At 64.9% G+C, this 15,064-nt stretch carries 15 protein-coding genes; 8 read left to right on the top strand and 7 right to left on the bottom strand.

Going from position 1 to position 15,064, the window contains the following annotated elements; translation table 11 throughout:
* Positions 1-61 precede the first annotated feature (61 nt).
* From ACNSN4_RS07965 to ACNSN4_RS07955, 3 genes are all read right to left on the bottom strand, one after another.
* Positions 62-814: a GNAT family N-acetyltransferase gene (locus ACNSN4_RS07965; RefSeq protein WP_418285268.1), complete on the bottom strand. Its 753-nt coding sequence runs from the start codon at positions 812-814 to the stop codon at positions 62-64.
* A 119-nt stretch (positions 815-933) separates the two neighbouring features.
* Positions 934-1,176: a DUF8593 domain-containing protein gene (locus ACNSN4_RS07960; protein WP_418285267.1), complete on the bottom strand. Its 243-nt coding sequence runs from the start codon at positions 1,174-1,176 to the stop codon at positions 934-936.
* Positions 1,177-1,367: 191 nt separating this feature from the next.
* Positions 1,368-3,341: an alpha-amylase family glycosyl hydrolase gene (locus ACNSN4_RS07955; protein ID WP_418285266.1), complete on the bottom strand. Its 1,974-nt coding sequence runs from the start codon at positions 3,339-3,341 to the stop codon at positions 1,368-1,370.
* 493 nt (positions 3,342-3,834) lie between these two features.
* On the opposite strand from ACNSN4_RS07955, the gene ACNSN4_RS07950 reads away from it, so the two are divergent.
* Positions 3,835-4,854: a DUF7972 family membrane protein gene (locus tag ACNSN4_RS07950; protein WP_418285265.1), complete on the top strand. Its 1,020-nt coding sequence runs from the start codon at positions 3,835-3,837 to the stop codon at positions 4,852-4,854.
* Positions 4,855-4,978: 124 nt separating this feature from the next.
* Here the strand turns inward: ACNSN4_RS07950 and ACNSN4_RS07945 are convergent, their stop codons facing one another.
* The gene (locus ACNSN4_RS07945; RefSeq protein ID WP_418285264.1) at positions 4,979-6,568 is read right to left on the bottom strand and encodes an acetolactate synthase large subunit; all 1,590 of its coding nucleotides are present in this window, start codon (positions 6,566-6,568) and stop codon (positions 4,979-4,981) included.
* The gene (locus ACNSN4_RS07940) at positions 6,565-7,956 is read right to left on the bottom strand and encodes an NAD-dependent succinate-semialdehyde dehydrogenase (protein WP_418285263.1); all 1,392 of its coding nucleotides are present in this window, start codon (positions 7,954-7,956) and stop codon (positions 6,565-6,567) included. The genes ACNSN4_RS07945 and ACNSN4_RS07940 overlap by 4 nt, the downstream gene beginning before the upstream one ends.
* A gap of 295 nt (positions 7,957-8,251) precedes the next feature.
* Here ACNSN4_RS07940 and ACNSN4_RS07935 point away from each other — a divergent pair, with 295 nt between their 5' ends.
* The 5 genes from ACNSN4_RS07935 to ACNSN4_RS07915 all read left to right on the top strand — a co-directional run bounded on the left by ACNSN4_RS07935 (position 8,252) and on the right by ACNSN4_RS07915 (position 12,042).
* Entirely contained in the window at positions 8,252-8,839 is a 588-nt protein-coding gene (locus tag ACNSN4_RS07935) for an Ntn hydrolase family protein (RefSeq protein ID WP_418285262.1), read from the top strand.
* Between the two features lie 287 nt (positions 8,840-9,126).
* Positions 9,127-9,405 (top strand): hypothetical protein, encoded by a 279-nt coding sequence (locus ACNSN4_RS07930; RefSeq protein ID WP_418285261.1) that lies wholly within the window; start codon positions 9,127-9,129, stop codon positions 9,403-9,405.
* Positions 9,406-9,451: 46 nt separating this feature from the next.
* On the top strand, positions 9,452-9,772 hold the full coding sequence (locus tag ACNSN4_RS07925) for a DUF7130 family rubredoxin-like protein (RefSeq protein WP_418285260.1): 321 nt from the start codon (positions 9,452-9,454) through the stop codon (positions 9,770-9,772).
* Positions 9,773-10,136: 364 nt separating this feature from the next.
* Positions 10,137-10,805: a helix-turn-helix domain-containing protein gene (locus ACNSN4_RS07920; protein WP_418285259.1), complete on the top strand. Its 669-nt coding sequence runs from the start codon at positions 10,137-10,139 to the stop codon at positions 10,803-10,805.
* Between the two features lie 94 nt (positions 10,806-10,899).
* Complete coding sequence (locus ACNSN4_RS07915) at positions 10,900-12,042, top strand: aldo/keto reductase (protein WP_418285258.1); 1,143 nt, start codon at positions 10,900-10,902, stop codon at positions 12,040-12,042.
* Between the two features lie 117 nt (positions 12,043-12,159).
* Here ACNSN4_RS07915 and ACNSN4_RS07910 read toward each other — a convergent pair whose 3' ends face one another.
* Positions 12,160-12,330, bottom strand: coding sequence for an HVO_0758 family zinc finger protein (locus ACNSN4_RS07910; RefSeq protein WP_418285257.1), 171 nt, complete (start codon positions 12,328-12,330; stop codon positions 12,160-12,162).
* Between the two features lie 189 nt (positions 12,331-12,519).
* On the opposite strand from ACNSN4_RS07910, the gene ACNSN4_RS07905 reads away from it, so the two are divergent.
* Positions 12,520-12,771: a hypothetical protein gene (locus ACNSN4_RS07905; RefSeq protein ID WP_418285256.1), complete on the top strand. Its 252-nt coding sequence runs from the start codon at positions 12,520-12,522 to the stop codon at positions 12,769-12,771.
* Positions 12,772-12,807: 36 nt separating this feature from the next.
* Here ACNSN4_RS07905 and ACNSN4_RS07900 read toward each other — a convergent pair whose 3' ends face one another.
* Positions 12,808-13,434 (bottom strand): SPW repeat domain-containing protein, encoded by a 627-nt coding sequence (locus ACNSN4_RS07900; RefSeq protein WP_418285255.1) that lies wholly within the window; start codon positions 13,432-13,434, stop codon positions 12,808-12,810.
* Between the two features lie 378 nt (positions 13,435-13,812).
* Between ACNSN4_RS07900 and ACNSN4_RS07895 the strand changes: the two genes are divergently transcribed.
* A complete protein-coding gene (locus tag ACNSN4_RS07895) occupies positions 13,813-14,988 on the top strand; it encodes an MFS transporter (RefSeq protein WP_418285254.1) in 1,176 nt (391 codons plus the stop codon).
* Positions 14,989-15,064 lie beyond the last annotated feature (76 nt).

Raw genomic sequence — 15,064 nt, 5'->3', positions numbered from 1 at the left:
CTCGATCGGTACCCGAGAACTTGGGATCCGGTGACCGAGGAGGAGCTATCATTCGCCCGTGTCAGAGGTACGCGTCGTCCCACTCGTCGGCCAGGTGAGTGTTGCCGCAGTCCCCGCATTCGAGCCTCTCGAGCCCGTCGATGGAGACGTTCGTACTGCCGCACTGCGAACAGAAGTACCCGTACGCCTCTTCCTCCTCGTCGTCCGCGCTGTACATCGTGAAGAACGGGGCCTCGCTGCCGGGAACGCTCTCGTCGTGATCGACGGGTCGGTCACGTCCGTCGACGGTGACGAACTCCGGGACCGTGACGGTCGGTTCGTTCGGCGTCTCCGTCGATTGGCCTTCCGTGAACATGGTGACTGCGAACTCCTCTCCGCCGAGCAGTACGTGCTCGTGCTCGCCCTGTTTGAGGCCGAACTCTTCGAGGAACTCGCCGCCCTCAACCGCCTCGTCGAGGATACACGCCGCGAGCGGCTTTTCGGCGTACTGTTCGCGGACGCGATCGAGCAGCGCCGTGGCAACGCCTCCACCCCGTGCCGTCGGATCCACGTGGAGCCACCGGATCGTCGCTTCCGTGCCGATTTCGACGGTGATGAACCCGCGGACGGTTTCCGTGCCGTCGACCGTCTCTTCGGCGACGAGCACCGTCGTATCCGCGTCATCGAGTAGGTCGGCCAGCGCTGCGTCGTCGAACTCCGCTTCGAGAATCATCTCGATCTGTTCCGGACTGAGCGAGTACGACGACTGCAGCGAGTCGCGGGTGATTGCGCCGATCTGTTCTCGGTCGTCCGACTCCGCAGGGCGAACATTCATGTGAGCTAGTGTCTCTGAAATATCATCTGCCTTTATAGTTATGCGTCAACACACCGAAGTTTCGCACTGAAACGAAGGATCCAGCGGGAGACGGACCGGTGAAGGCCCGGTGGGTGGTGTTACCTGTTCAGTCGAATCTCGTCGTCAGAGACGGTCTCGATGCTCTCGGTGTCGAGCTGGTAGCTGTCTTCGTCGGCATCGCCCCAGCCCAGTTTGGACCGGATCGTGTCTGTCAGCCCCGGGTCGGGATCGACGTGTGCCGTACCGTGTTCCACACTGGTGACACGACCGACCGCGTCGCCGCTGGCGTTTACCACGTTCTTCCCTTCGTCGTTCTCCGTCAGTGTTACAGTATCGTCCATGGCGAATCGATAAACACCGCTCCAAAGACTAATCGTTCTGCTTGCCTGTGCTAGGCGTATATGACGAACGCGGCCGCTGAGCGACTCGACCCCCTCTCCGATCGGTCCCACCGACGAAGCGGAAGAACAGTGCGCGCCCCGTCCGGATGGCGAGTTCTCCGTAGTCGCGGCGTCGCCACGTCGCACGCCGCCTAGGTCAGCAGGACTCGTACTTGATGGGGCGCCAGATCGAGTCGTGCGAGTTCCTCGTCCGGCGATATATCCAGGTCTCCCCCGCGCAGAGGTGCGCCACGCTCCGTCACCGCTTCCCCCCACATCCACGGGATCTCGAACGCCTCGAACGACTCCGGGCCGAAATTGGCGACGACGACGACTTGGCCGTCGCTCCCGACCGGTTCGCCCCCCGACCGACAGTAGGCGACCGCGGTGGGGCCGTCGGGGTCGTCCGTCTCGGGGTGGACGTGGAGGAACTCCACCTCGTTCCGCTGGAGCGCCGCCGTCGACGTCCGCAGGCGGATCAGGTCGCGGACGGCCTCGTGGAGCGCGTCGTGGCCGGGGTACTCGCGGCGCGACCAGTCGACGGGGTCTTCCATCTTTCGCTGCCAGTTCTCGTAATCGAGGTCGTGAATCTCGGCGAACTCCTCGCCCGCCAAGATCATCGGGATCCCGACCGACGTCAGTAGGATCGCGAACGCCCCTCGGACTCGGTCGATCGCCTCGGTATGGGCGTCGATCTGCACGCCATCGCCGGCGGTGACGAGGCTGTCGATCAGGTATTCGACGTTCTCGATCGCTCCGTCGCCGAGGCCCCGTTCGGCGACCATGGCGCCGAACAGGAAGTTCATCAGCCGTTGGTCTCCCTCCGCGCCCACGTCGTGGGACGTAACGTAGTTGACCGCCTGCGAGAGGTCGTCGAATCCCTTCTCAAACTCTCCGGTCCGACCGTCGTACGTCCGGTCGTTGGCGATCAGCGCCCGGAGCCGTTCGCTCCGGGGGGGTCCGTCCTCGTCGGGCTCGATTCCGTCCCGAAGGACGCGTCTGGCTTCGACCTGGAAGTCGAAGTTCCACATGGCGTCGACGACGGATCGACCGTCGGGGTTCTCCTCGTGGTCACGAACGATCTGTGCGCGGCTGTGCGAGTCCTCAGCGACGACGAGGAACGGTCGGTCGGGGAACAACTCGGCGTGGGCCGCGTGGGTGCGGTCGCGGAACCGCTGGATGAACCGCCAGTGGTCGGCGCCCTTGAACTCGTCTAGTCGGAAGCCGTCGACGTGGTACTCCTCGACCCAGTATTCCCCCATCCGACAGAGAAACTCCTGTGCCGGGTGATAGCCGTCGAGCGTCGCCTCGAAGTCGAAGCGGCGCCCGCCCCAGTCGCTCCGCTCCGGCTGTTCGTCCGGGTGACGGAAGAACCAGCCGTCCGCAAGCGGCTCCAGTGGACACTCCGTCGCGTGGTTCACCACCACGTCGAGGAACACCCGAATACCGCGGCGGTGACACTCCTTTATCAGGAACTTCGTGTCGATCGGCCCGCCGAGGTCGTTGTCGGGTGCGAAAAAGAACCGCGTACCGTACCCCCACCCCCGATCGTCCGGCGAATCCATGATCGGCAGCAGCTCGATCGCGTTGACACCCAAGTCCGCGATCGCGTCCAAGTGGTCGGTCAACAAGTCCTGCAGGTCGCCGTCGGCGACGTTACGCCGGTTCCCGCTCGCCGCGGGCGCAGCCCAGCGGGGCGGAAACTCGTACAGGACCAACTCGTGGTTTCCCGGCAGCCCGTTTTCGGGGAGCTCGTCGTTCCACGAGAACGGTGGGCGGTAGCGCTCGCCGTCCCGAATCCGAAAGCTGCCGCGGATCCCTTGGAATCGAGTGATCTCCTCGGCGAACGGGTCGGAAGCCACGACGGGCTCGTCCTCACCGCGATCGACGAGAAACTCGTACTCGTAGCGGCCGTCGGGCAAGTCCAATTCGGTCAGATCCAGTTCGTACCACCCGTCGTCGTCGGTCGGTGACAGCGCCGCTCGGTCCCAACTGCCCGGTTCGAACTCCGAGCGGGACTGCAGCGGCGAGTAGCGCATCGTAACCGTCTCGGCGCCCATCGCTGGCACGCGGATGGCAGAAGCGTCCGCGTCCGGCGGGAACGCGACGTCGGTGTCAGTGGTCACGTCACACTACGCGCGAGAGAGCATTAAGTGCCGTCGGCTTGCAAGAGCAAGACGTTGATACTCGGCTGCGAGTCTGTTCACGTGGGAGGCGGACCTCGTTCTCGCGTCCGGTTCTCCATCGGCGTGGACTCAAGATCGGGAGAAACCGAAGGCGGGGCGTGCCAAGCAAGGCGATTCCTCGGGCAGCGGTTCCGAGCCCGAACCTGACCGTGACTCGAACCGGGACGAGCGCGGCGGTCGCGAGATCCCGGATTACAACCGACGGTAGGTTGCGTCTGCAAGCCGCGATTTTATCACTCTCAGAGCCGCGTCACTTTCATGGCAATCCGCGACACTGATCGCGCTCCTAGCGAGCCCGCTCGTCGGTGCGACGGGACCCTACGTCGGGGCACGCATGATGACGAACGCGAGGGCGCTCGTGTGACTGATAGGCCCCGAGTCGCTGGGCGCGTCCGGTGTAGAGAACGGTGACGCGCGATCCCACAAACGGTTCATGAACGTCGTCGATTACTACTGGGACCTCCGCGACTGGTTCCCGGTCCCGCAGAGAAACGGTCGGATCCACGTGATCCGGTGGGTCCTGCTGGAGGCCAACCGGCTCGCTGTCACCGGCGCGTTGCTGACGTTTATGTTCGCGGCGCTCATGCTCATCGGGTCTACCTGGACCTTCGAGATGCAACAGGTCCTCACGGAGACGCCCGCGGTCCAGACGATTCTGAGCTCGTTGTTGAGCGGCATTATCCTGCTCGTGTCGATCGTGGTGTCGATCAACTCGATCGTCCTGTCTCACGACATCACCTCCATGGACGCGCAGGAAAGCCGTATCCATGGCGTTATGGAGTTCCGACGGGATATCGGCGAGTTGACCGAGGGCGGCGAGAGCCCCACGGATCCGGCTTCGTTCCTCAGCCTGATGGCGTCGGTCATTCACGACCGCGCGACCGCCCTCCAAGGCGTCTCGAGGGGGAGCGGCGAGGAGCTAACTCAGGACATCGAGGAGTACGTCGCCGAGGTGACCGAAACGGTCGAGCCGCTCGGCCATCAGGACGACAGCGCCTCGGGCGCGGAGTTCGGTATCCTCTGGCTCGGTCTAGAGGCGGATTACGGGCCGTTCATGGACCGCTCGCGAATGCTGCGGAGCTCACACGGAAACGAACTGTCCGAGACGTTCGACGAGCGGCTCGACGACCTCGTCCAGGCGTTCCAGCTGTTCGCCGTCGGCAAGGAGTACTTCAAGACGATCTACTACACCCAAGAGGTGTCTCAGCTATCGCAGACGCTTCTCGTTGTCTCGCTGCCGTCGATCCTCGTCACCGCGTCGGCCATCCTCGCGATCAACGCGGGGCTTCTGCCCGGCGCGTGGGTGTTCGGGCTTCCGCCCCTGCTGAGCTTCGTCGCGACCGTGTTCACGATCTCGCTGGCCCCGTTTCTCGTGTTGACTTCGTACATGCTTCGGCTCTCGGCGGTCGCCCAGCGAACCGCCGGAGCGGGGCCCTTCTCCCTGCAGCAGTGACGGCCCCGACGCGCTTCCGGCCGAGTCACCGAGTTCTACTCACCCCCGAACCGCGATCTCCAACGGACGGAGAGACGCATCGGTTCTGCGAGGGAGACATCCGAATAGTCCGTGAGCACCTCGCTCACGGGGACTGATTCCCCAAGGCGATCTCGACGAGCGCCATCTCGTCTCCGGGGACGACCTCTCGAAGCGTCGACTCGACGTCGTCCCACGTCTCCGGACGGTAGCCGTCGATCCCGAAGCTCTCTGCGAACCGCTGAAAGTCGGGGTTCGTCAGCTCGGTCCCGAACTGTTCGCCCGTGTGCTCGAGTTGATTCCGCGAGATGAGCCCGTAGTCGTCGTCGTTGAATACGATGATGGTGAACCCCGACCCGAGTCGAGTCGCGGTTTCGATCTCGGCGGCGTTCATGAGGAACCCGCCGTCGCCGGTCGCGACCACCACGTTGGCGTCGACGGCGAGGTCGGCCGCGACTCCGCCGGGGACGGCGATCCCCATGCTCGCGAGGCCGTTCGAGATGATGCAGGTGTTGGGCTCGTAGGTGCGGAAGTGCTGTGCGATAGCCATCTTGTGGCTCCCCACGTCGGAGATCAGGACGTCCTCGTCGGCCATCGCCGTCCGGAGGTACGGGAGCACCCCCTTCACCGAGAAGGGGTCGTCCGGGTCGGGCTCGCGGGAGACGTCGGCGACGATTCGCTCGTGCAGGTCCTGACACCACGTCGGTGTCGTCCCGTCGTTCAGCTGCTCGCGGAGGCCTCGGAGCGTCGCCGAGATATCCGCAACGATCTCGACGTCGGGATTGTAGTGCTCGTACACCTCCGCCGGTTCGTAGTCGATGTGGACGACCGTCTTGTCACGGTCGGGATTCCACGACTTCGGATCGTGTTCAGCGATGTCGTATCCGACCGCGAGAATGCAGTCGGCCCGCTCGATCGCGGCGGCCGCCTCGCCGTCCGGTCCGGAGTCCAGCGTCATCAGCGACGCGTCGAGTCGGTCCGAGATCGCCCCCTTTCCCATGTACGTCGCGACGACTGGCATGCTGACCCGCTCGACCAACTCTCGGAGTTGACGGGCGGTGGGAGTCCGAACGGCACCGTTGCCGGCGAGTACCAACGGCGCCTCCGCGGTCGAAACCAGATCCGCCGCCCGGTCCAGTGAGGCCTGGTCCGGATCCGAGCGACGCACCCGCTGACGGCTCGAGAGCGGCGCTGCCTCGACCGTCTCGGCAGCCACGTCTTCGGGAAACTCGAGGTGGGTCGCGCCCGGCTTCTCGTACTGAGCCAGTTTGAACGCCTTTCGCACCGACTCGGGTACGGTTTCGGCCTCGGCGATCTGGCTGTTCCACTTGACCACCGGCTCGAACATCTGAACGATGTTCAGCGCCTGATGGCTCTCCTTGTGAAGTCGCTCACGCCCGCCTTGGCCCGTGATCGCCACCAGCGGCGACTTGTCGAGGTGCGCGTCGGCGACGCCGGTGATGAGGTTGGTCGCGCCGGGGCCGAGCGTCGCCAGACAGACGCCGGCGCCGCCGGTCAGCCGTCCGTGGACGTCGGCCATGAACGCCGCCCCCTGCTCGTGGCGCGTGGGGATGAACTCGATGTCGGACGCCTGGAGCGAGAACAGCAGGTCCTCGAGCTCCTCCCCGGGTAGACCGAAGACGTGATCGACGCCCTCCGCTTCGAGACACCGGACCAGCAGGTCAGAGGCCTTCATTCGACCACCGGTCCGTCTCCCGGTTCGTCGGCGAGCCAGACGGTCTTGCGGTTGACGAACTCCTTGATCCCGGCCTCGGAGAGCTCGCGGCCGTACCCCGAGATACCGACTCCACCGAAGGGGACCCGCGGATCGGACTTCACGAGCTCGTTCACGTACACGCAGCCGGCGTCGATGTCGGCGGCGAGTCGCTCGCCTTGGTCCCGGTCGGCCGTCCACACGCTGGCGCCCAGTCCGAACGCGGTGTCGTTCGCCTTCTCGACGGCGGCCGCCTCGTCGTCGGCGCGGTACACCGTCGCCACGGGACCGAACACCTCCTCCGTATCTACGGGACATCCCTCCGGAATATCCGTGAGCACCGTCGGCGGGTAATACGCGCCCTCCCGGTCGAGGAGATCGCCGCCGGTGACGACCGTCGCCCCCGCCTCGACGCTCGCCCGCACCTGCTCGTGAACGTCGTCGAGCAGGTCCTGGCGGGCCTGCGGTCCCACGTCCGTGGCCGGATCCGTCGGGTCGCCGACCGCGAGTGATTCGACTGTCTCCACGAACCGGTCGAGGAACTCGTCGTACACCGCGTCGACGACGACGAACCGCTTCGCGGCGATACACGACTGTCCGCCGTTCTGGTTGCGCGCCCACGCGCCGGTCGACGCCGCGGCGTCGAGGTCGGCGTCTTCGAGGACGACGAACGGGTCGCTCCCACCGAGTTCCAGCACCGTCTTTTTCAGGTGTTCGCCGGCCGTCGAGGCGATCGCCCGCCCCGCGGCGTCACTCCCGGTGAGGGTCGCGCTCGTCACGCGGTCGTCGCCGATCACGTCTTCGACGCGGTCGGACGGGACCAGTAGGGACTGGAACACCCCCTCCGGGTAGCCCGCCTCGCGGAACACCTCCTCGATGGCGAGCGCACACCCGGGGACGTTCGAGGCGTGTTTCAACAGGCCGACGTTGCCCGCCGTGAGGTACGGTGCGGCGAACCGGAACACCTGCCAGAACGGGAAGTTCCACGGCATCACCGCCAGCACGGGCCCCAGCGGTTCGTGGACGGTCTTGACCGTCGTCCCCGGCGGACTCGGGTGGTGTTCGGGTTCGAGGTAGGCGCTCGCGTGCTCGGCGTAGTGGTCGCAGACCCACGCGCACTTCTCGACCTCGGCTTCGGCCTGCGTGATCGGCTTACCCATCTCGCGCGTCATCGTCTCGGCGTACTCGCTGGCGTTCTCTCGGAGGACCTCCGCGGCCGCCGCGAGCAGTCGCTCCCGATCGGTAAGCGGGCGGTGTCTCCACGTCTCGAACGCGGTCGCGGCGGCTCCGAGCATCTCGTCGACATCGGACGGTGAGTGCTCCTCGTACGATTCGATCACTTCGTTCGTCGTCGGATCGGTTACATCCATCACCTTGCTTGTTTGTCACACGATGACTTAGTTAGTGTTCGCTGGTGAGTCCGTATCCTCCCTCCCTCCCCCACTCGCTCACGGCTTCTTCTCGTGGGTCGCAGGCCTGCTCTGCTCGAATGGTCCGCAGGCCTGCTCTGCTCGAATGGTCCGCGGAACTCCGCTCCGCGCGATCGCCGTCGGACTCTCGAAGGCACCGTCACCCCCTGACGGGGCACCGGTGTACCTGTCTCTGTCCCCTCCCCGCACACGCAGGCAGTGACGTTACAACGGTAGCAGCAGTCCCCAATCGACGATGAGCACCGTAGTGGCGGTCGAGACGCCGACAGGGGTAGCTATCGCCGGGGACACCCGAGCCGTTGACGGCGAGTCGGTATCATCGGATCAGTTCCAACGCGTGTTCGATGTCAGGGGCGTCGGCGTTGGCGTCGTCGGCGAGTCGGGAGCGGTCCAGCAGTTCAGGCAGTGGCTCGATGTCGCGATTCAAGATCGCGGTTTTGAGGGGAATGATACCCCCGATATCGACGCTATCGCTCGCATCGCAGCCCGGGAGGCGCAGCGAGCGAGCGTCGACGCCGTGGTGGGCGCGCGCGACGCCGACGGGGCCGCGAGCCTTCGGAAGGTCGGCTCGGACGGGCGCGTACTCGAGACCGGCGAGGTCGCCCTCGGTACCGGGGACGCGGTCGCCCTCGGACTGCTGGAGGCACTCGACCCGGACGAGGCGGCAACCGATCCCGCCGCAGCGGTACGGAACGTGCTGGAGACCGTGATGGAACGGGACGCCGACACCGGCGGCGAGGTCGACGTCTGGACCCTCGGAAGCGCAGACCGGACCAAGGAGGGCGTGCGCCGGTTTGAGGAGGAAGGGGAGGCCGACCGGTGACCCACGACCGTATCCTTGGATCGCGTCCACCATATCATTGGATCGGGTGACTGTCAGGGGGCGGTCGAGCGTGAGCGAGTATACCGGGATCGGACTCGATTCACACTGACTGATTCCGCCGAATCAGGCGCGCACGAGGCTCCGAGACGGTTGTATCGACACTGCGGTGTCGCACTGTTCTGGCTCGCGCCGGTGCGGTTCCCGGACTGCTCAGGAGGACGATTCGCCGGCGAAGAACTTGCGAACGCAAGCCCGACGCTATTGTACGTCGATTCTGTATCTGTACTATGATACGATCGATGCTCGGAGGACGAACGCTGCGGAGGGTAGAACTCGTCTCGATCCTGCTGGACGCCGCTGCGGCGTTCGCCCGCCGGGACGTCCGGACGGGGATTCTCTTACTCGGTGCGGCTGTCGTCTCGAACTGGGTGCCGGGATCGGGTGTGGTCATTTCCGTCTTCATTCGGCTCTACCGGAGGATCCGGCGCGGTCGACGTCTGGCCTCGGGAGGTGCCGAGCTGATCGAGCAGGGCGCGCTCCGCTTCGGGATGGGGGTGAAACGATGACCCGCCGCGCCCCTCGGGCTGGACGGCTACCGAGGAGGGGTCGAGCATGAGCGAGAACGCAGGGGAGGGGTCGGATCCGGACGACACGCCCGTTGAACCCGGAGAGACGGTGTACGACGAGGACGGACAGGCCCTCGGGCAGGTCAGCGGATACACCCCCGACGGGTTCGAGGTCACGACCACGGAGAGCGGCTCAACCGGCGGAGACACTGCGGAGACCATCCCGGGACAGGAGTTCGGCGAGGGGTACCTGATGTGGCGCTGTTCGGAGTGCGGCGAGATGGGCGACCTCGAGGGCGGGATGCCGGAGTCGTGTCCGTCGTGTGGCGCGCCGGAGGAAGCGATCGTCGCGGTCGAAGAGGACTGAGGGGTGTACGACAGCGCAACGACGGTAGACCGACGCGCTCGGTGACGACACCCGACGCAGGGGTGTACCCTGTCGAGCCGGTGACTGAACGGAAAAACGGGACGGCTCGGTCGGTTAAGCTGCGATGAAATCGGATGTCGATACCGAGTTCTGAGACGGGCCGCGGATGGCCGGTGCGCTAGTGGTCCCCACCTCTCTAGCTGCTTCGAACGGAAGCGTCCGGCTAATCTATGGGAGGCATCGGGGCTCGTCTCCGGGCCGGTTCAGCGGAATTCCTCCCACCGAGTTATTTCAGAGATAACAATATTTAATTGTGAACTATACTCTGGCTTTAATATGTAGGTCAGACAAGTGAGCGATCGCTATGGTCACGCTATTGTCAGCCGCGCTTCCCCACGAGAAGTTCGTTCTCACGGAGACGCTGTCGTCGGTTCCGAACGCGAGCTTCGAGGTCGAGGGGGTGGTTGAGACGTGCGAGACCAGCGTGATGCCCCTCATATGGGCGAGCGCCGCCGATCACGACCATCTCGAGACGGCCCTCTCGGATGATCCCACGACACAGGAGGTCGAATTACTCTCGGATCACGCCGATCGGTGGTTGTATCGGATGAAATGGATCAGCAACGTCCAGGGCCTGCTTGAGACGCTCGTGACGAATCAGGCAACGATCCTGACGGCGACGACGAACAACGAGCGCTGGATCGTACGGCTCATGTTCCCGACTCACGACGGCGTGAGCGAAACGATGGCCCACTGTAAGGCGCACGACATCGATCTGGAGATGATCGCGATCCGCGAGATGAACGGCCAACCAGCGGGCCGGTACGGACTCACCGACCCGCAGTTCGAGGCGTTGACGACCGCCTGGGGGAAGGGCTTCTACACAGTTCCCCGCGGGGCCGAGCTCGTCGACATCGCCGCGGACTTAGGCGTGTCTCATCAGGCGCTCTCCGAACGGTTGCGACGGGGGATTGACACCCTCATTCGGGACACGCTGATGGTCGACGATCAATCGGCCGAACTCGTCAGGTGACCGCTCCCCACGAGCGTTGTCCTTGACCGTGAGCAGTGACCGTGAGGCGACTTCCCGCGCGACTTTTACCCGCGAGTCGACTACCCGGACGCATATGGCGACCCGTGAGGCCCTCTGGAACTATCGAAACGAGTTCGGCGACGCCTTCGGGCGGACCTACTTTCGGCGGTTCGGCCCGGGCGTGGTTTCCAGCATCGGGCTCGGGACCTACCTCGGCGACGCGACCGCCGCGGTCGACGACGCCTATCGCGAGTCGATCGCGCTCGCGCTCCGCTCCGGGATCAACCACGTCGACACCGCGATAAACTACCGCGCTGGCCGCGCCGAGCGCGTCGTCGGTGAGGCGATCCGTGACTCGCCGATCGACCGCGAGGCGATCGTGGTCGCGACAAAAGGCGGGTTCCTCCCGTTCGAGGGCGAGCGCCCGGCCGAGCCCTCCGCGTACGTCCGCGACCGCTTCCTCGCGAACGGGATCGTCGACGCCGCCGACCTCGCGAACGGTGCGCACGCTATCGCGCCAGACTACCTGGAGTGGTCGCTCGACCGCTCGCTCGACCGTCTCGGGCTCGACGGCGTCGACTGCTTCTACGTCCACAATCCGGAGACGCAGCTCGCGGTGCGTTCCCGCGAGGCCGTCTACGACCAGCTGGAGGCCGCCTTCGAGATGTTGGAGCGCCGGCGCGTCGCCGGCGACGTCGGCTCGTACGGCGTCGCGACGTGGACCGCCTTCCGCGTCGCCGCGGACGACGACGCGTTCCTCTCGCTCGCGGAGGTGCTCGCGCGCGCCGAGGCCGCCGGCGAGGCGGTCGGCCCCGACGACGACCACGGGTTCGAGACGATACAGCTCCCGTTCAACGTCGCAATGGCGGACGCGTTTACACGAGCGAACCAGCGACCGATCGACGGAGCCAGCGATACCCCCGTTGCCGACGCCGATGACGGCGACGACGAACCCGTCTCCGCCTTGGAGTTCGCGCACGAAGCCGGGCTCTCCGTTGTGACGAGCGCGAGCATCGGGCAGGGAGCGCTCGCGGTTGCGGGCGCGATACCGACAGATATCGACGCGACGCTCGCAGGAGAGACACCGGCGCAGCGCGCGCTCAACTTCGCGCGAAGCGCGCCCGGGGTCACGTCCTCGCTGGTCGGCGCGAGCGACCCCGCTCACGTTCGCGAGAACGTCGCCGCAGGCACCTTCGATCCGCTCGGTGCGTCGGCGTTCGACGCGATCTTCGAGTGAGCCTGGACCGGTGCTTCGATACATCCGGTCTCGGACAGAATCAGCGCGAATCGCTCGCTGAGCGACGAAACGTATTGACGACGAACGAGAGCAGAAGGGACGCCGAGCGTTCGGCGTCTAGCGCAGTTCCTTGAACTTCGCTCCGCACTCGGGGCAGATGCGGACCGCGAACACTTCGTCGGGGTCGTTTTTCTTTTTAAGCACCTGCTCGCATCGGGCGCAGTTGAGACGCTCGTAGGTGTCTTTCGTCAGGTCACCGTCCCGAAGTCCCTTCCGCGTTGATTTCATGCGTCAGCGTTGATCCCGGGAGGGTATAAAAACCCCGTCCGACACGAGTCGGACACGCCGACGGAGGAGGTACCCTTCACGTCGCCGATTTTCTCGGTCGGCCCTCCCACGAGCCCCCGAGGACACTCTGTCTTACCGCCGTTCGAAGCGATTATATGTGCTCTTATGTTGGTGTTAACAAGCAGAACAATGGACGACACCACGGCGACCGAGACGGACACGTTCATCCGAATGGCGCGGGAGTTCCCAATTCGGACCGGCCTTTTCACGTTCAGCCTTCCGGTATTCGCGCTCCTGCAGCTGCTGAACGGGATTCTCCACGGAGGGTCGCTGGTGTATATCGGCAGCTTCGTCGTGCTGGCAATCGCTTCCTCGGTACTGCTGGCCCAGTATCAGCTCGCGGCCTACCGGCGGCAACGGCTCTCTCGACGGTGGGGATAACGCGTACTGTGAAAAATCACGAGGAGAAGGGCCGGTTCAGGCTTCTGTTCGCCGAGTGTCCTGCTGGTGATCTCGGGCCACGTAGGCGCTGTATGCGCCGAGACCCGCCGCGAGCAAGCCAACAGCGATGTGGTTGTAGAACCACAGCTCGTAAGCCGACTCGGTGAGCCCGGCATCGCCACCCAGCACGTACGGTGCCGCGATCAGCCACAGACCGGCTGCAACGGCGATCAGGGCGATCGCGGAATTCGCCAGCCGTTCGTTCGACTGTCGCGAGTAGTTGTATGCTCCGACGCCGACCAGGAGCGCCCCAACGAGGACGGCGCTCCAGAAATGCGCTCCGGTGACGTCTAATACGAGGGTCAGTACGATCATCCAGGCCCCGAGGAGTGCAATCAGCGGCGAGAGCCATTTGCCACGTCCCCCCGGATTCGCCTCGTTAACGTTGTTATCGCGACGCTCGCGGGTCGCGTTGACGTCTCGATATCCGTGGTCATCGTTGGCATCGCGACGCTCGCGGGTCGCGTCGTCGTCCCGATATCCGCGGTCATCGTTGGCGTCTCGACGCTCGTGGGCAGCGCGATCATCATCGCGACGGTTTGCGTTCATGCCCATATCGGTGCTCGGCCTGTCATCGGAATCCGCCCTGTTGTTACTACGCATAGTGTACCACGTTGATAAGAGGGCCCTCACGCGTAAAGTTAGATAGCCACACCAAGTAGGTAATAATTGAATAATAGTGACTGTTGAATAATAACGAATATTATATAATATTGTACATTATTTGAAAATCAATATCTATCGATCTCAATAAAATAAGCTGTCTCTATTCCGCAATTTCATTCTGACAGGCCGTGATAGAGCGCTCCCACCGCGATACCTCGGGCGCCTGTACTGAGCTTGGGGTGCGGCGAAATAGCACCTACTGCGGGTTTCAACGAAATCGGGCGACCAGAAAACCCGAACGGCGTCGGTATCGGGCCGTTCCGCCGGCCGTCCTCATTTCGCAACGCTTGTCTCTCCCCCCGGAGTAACTCGGCCGTGTCACGGAACCGGCTGTTCGGCTCGCTCTGTGCGCTGGTCTTCCTCGTCAACTTCGCTCGCGTCGTGTTCGCGCCGCTCGTCGGCGAGTTCATCGGCGAGTTCTCCATCGGAGAGGGGACGGCCGGACTCATCGTCACGCTCGCGTGGATCGGCTCTGCCGCGCCGCGGCTCCCGGCCGGTTGGGCGCTCACCCGGTTCTCCCGTCAGCGCGTCGTTTTGGTCTCCGGCGTCATGTTGACCGTCGGAGCCCTCGGCGTGGCGCTGGCCCCCGGCGTGCCGACGTTGATGGCTGCCGCGTTCGCGATCGGCTTAGCGTCCGGCGTCTACTTCGTCGCCGCGAACCCGTTCATCTCGGAGCTGTTCCCGAACCGCGTCGGACGCGTAATGGGTGTGCACGGGATGGCGAGCCAGCTCGCGGCCGTCGCGGCCGCGCCCGTCGTCACCGTCGCGCTCTGGTACGACTGGCGGCTCGCCTTCTACGGGCTCGCGGTCGTCGCGGCCGCCACAACGGTCATCTTTGCCGTCCTCGCTCGACGGACCGACCTGCCGGGCGCGGGAGTCGGCGACACCGATTTCGTCGCGGGTGCGCGCTCCGAGTGGAAGCTGATCGTCGCCGGGGTCGTCCTGATGGGACTCACCAGCTTCGTCTGGCAGGGCCTGTTCAACTTCTACGAGCTGTACATGATCGACAAGGGGCTCGCGCCGACGACCGCGCGCAACCTGCTGACGGTGATATTCGCCGCGGGCGTCCCGGCCTTTCTGATCTCCGGTGACCTCGCTGACCGGCTCCCGCACGTCCCGTACCTGCTCGGGATCGTCACGACGTTCATCGCGAGCGTCGTCCTCGTCGTCGTCTCTTCCGGGATCGTCGCGATCGTCGTCGCGAGCGTGGCCGTCGGCTTCGCCATCCACATGCTGTTCCCCGCAGGCGACACCTACCTGCTCGCGTCGCTGCCAGATGAGTCCAGGGCGTCCGCGTACGCCGTGTTCTCGGCGGGGATGATGACGACGCAAGCCGCCGGATCATGGGTCGTCGGCGAGGCGATCGAAGCGGGCGCGGGATACGACGCCGTCTTCCTCACGCTCGCTGGCGGACTCGGACTCATTGTCCTCGCGTACGCGGTCTTGGAAGGATTGGGTCGCGTGCCGGGCGGTGCGGCTGGCGCCGTCTGACCCGACTGATCGCTGGCGCGGTCCGATCGGCTCGGCATCACCGGCAACGGCACGGATCACCACCGCTCACGGGAGC

Origin of the sequence: Halorubrum marinum (genome assembly GCF_048381195.1) — an archaeon.
GTDB lineage: Archaea > Halobacteriota > Halobacteria > Halobacteriales > Haloferacaceae > Halorubrum.
Note: the sequence above shows the minus strand (reverse complement) of the source record. Positions and strands in the feature narration are given on the sequence as shown.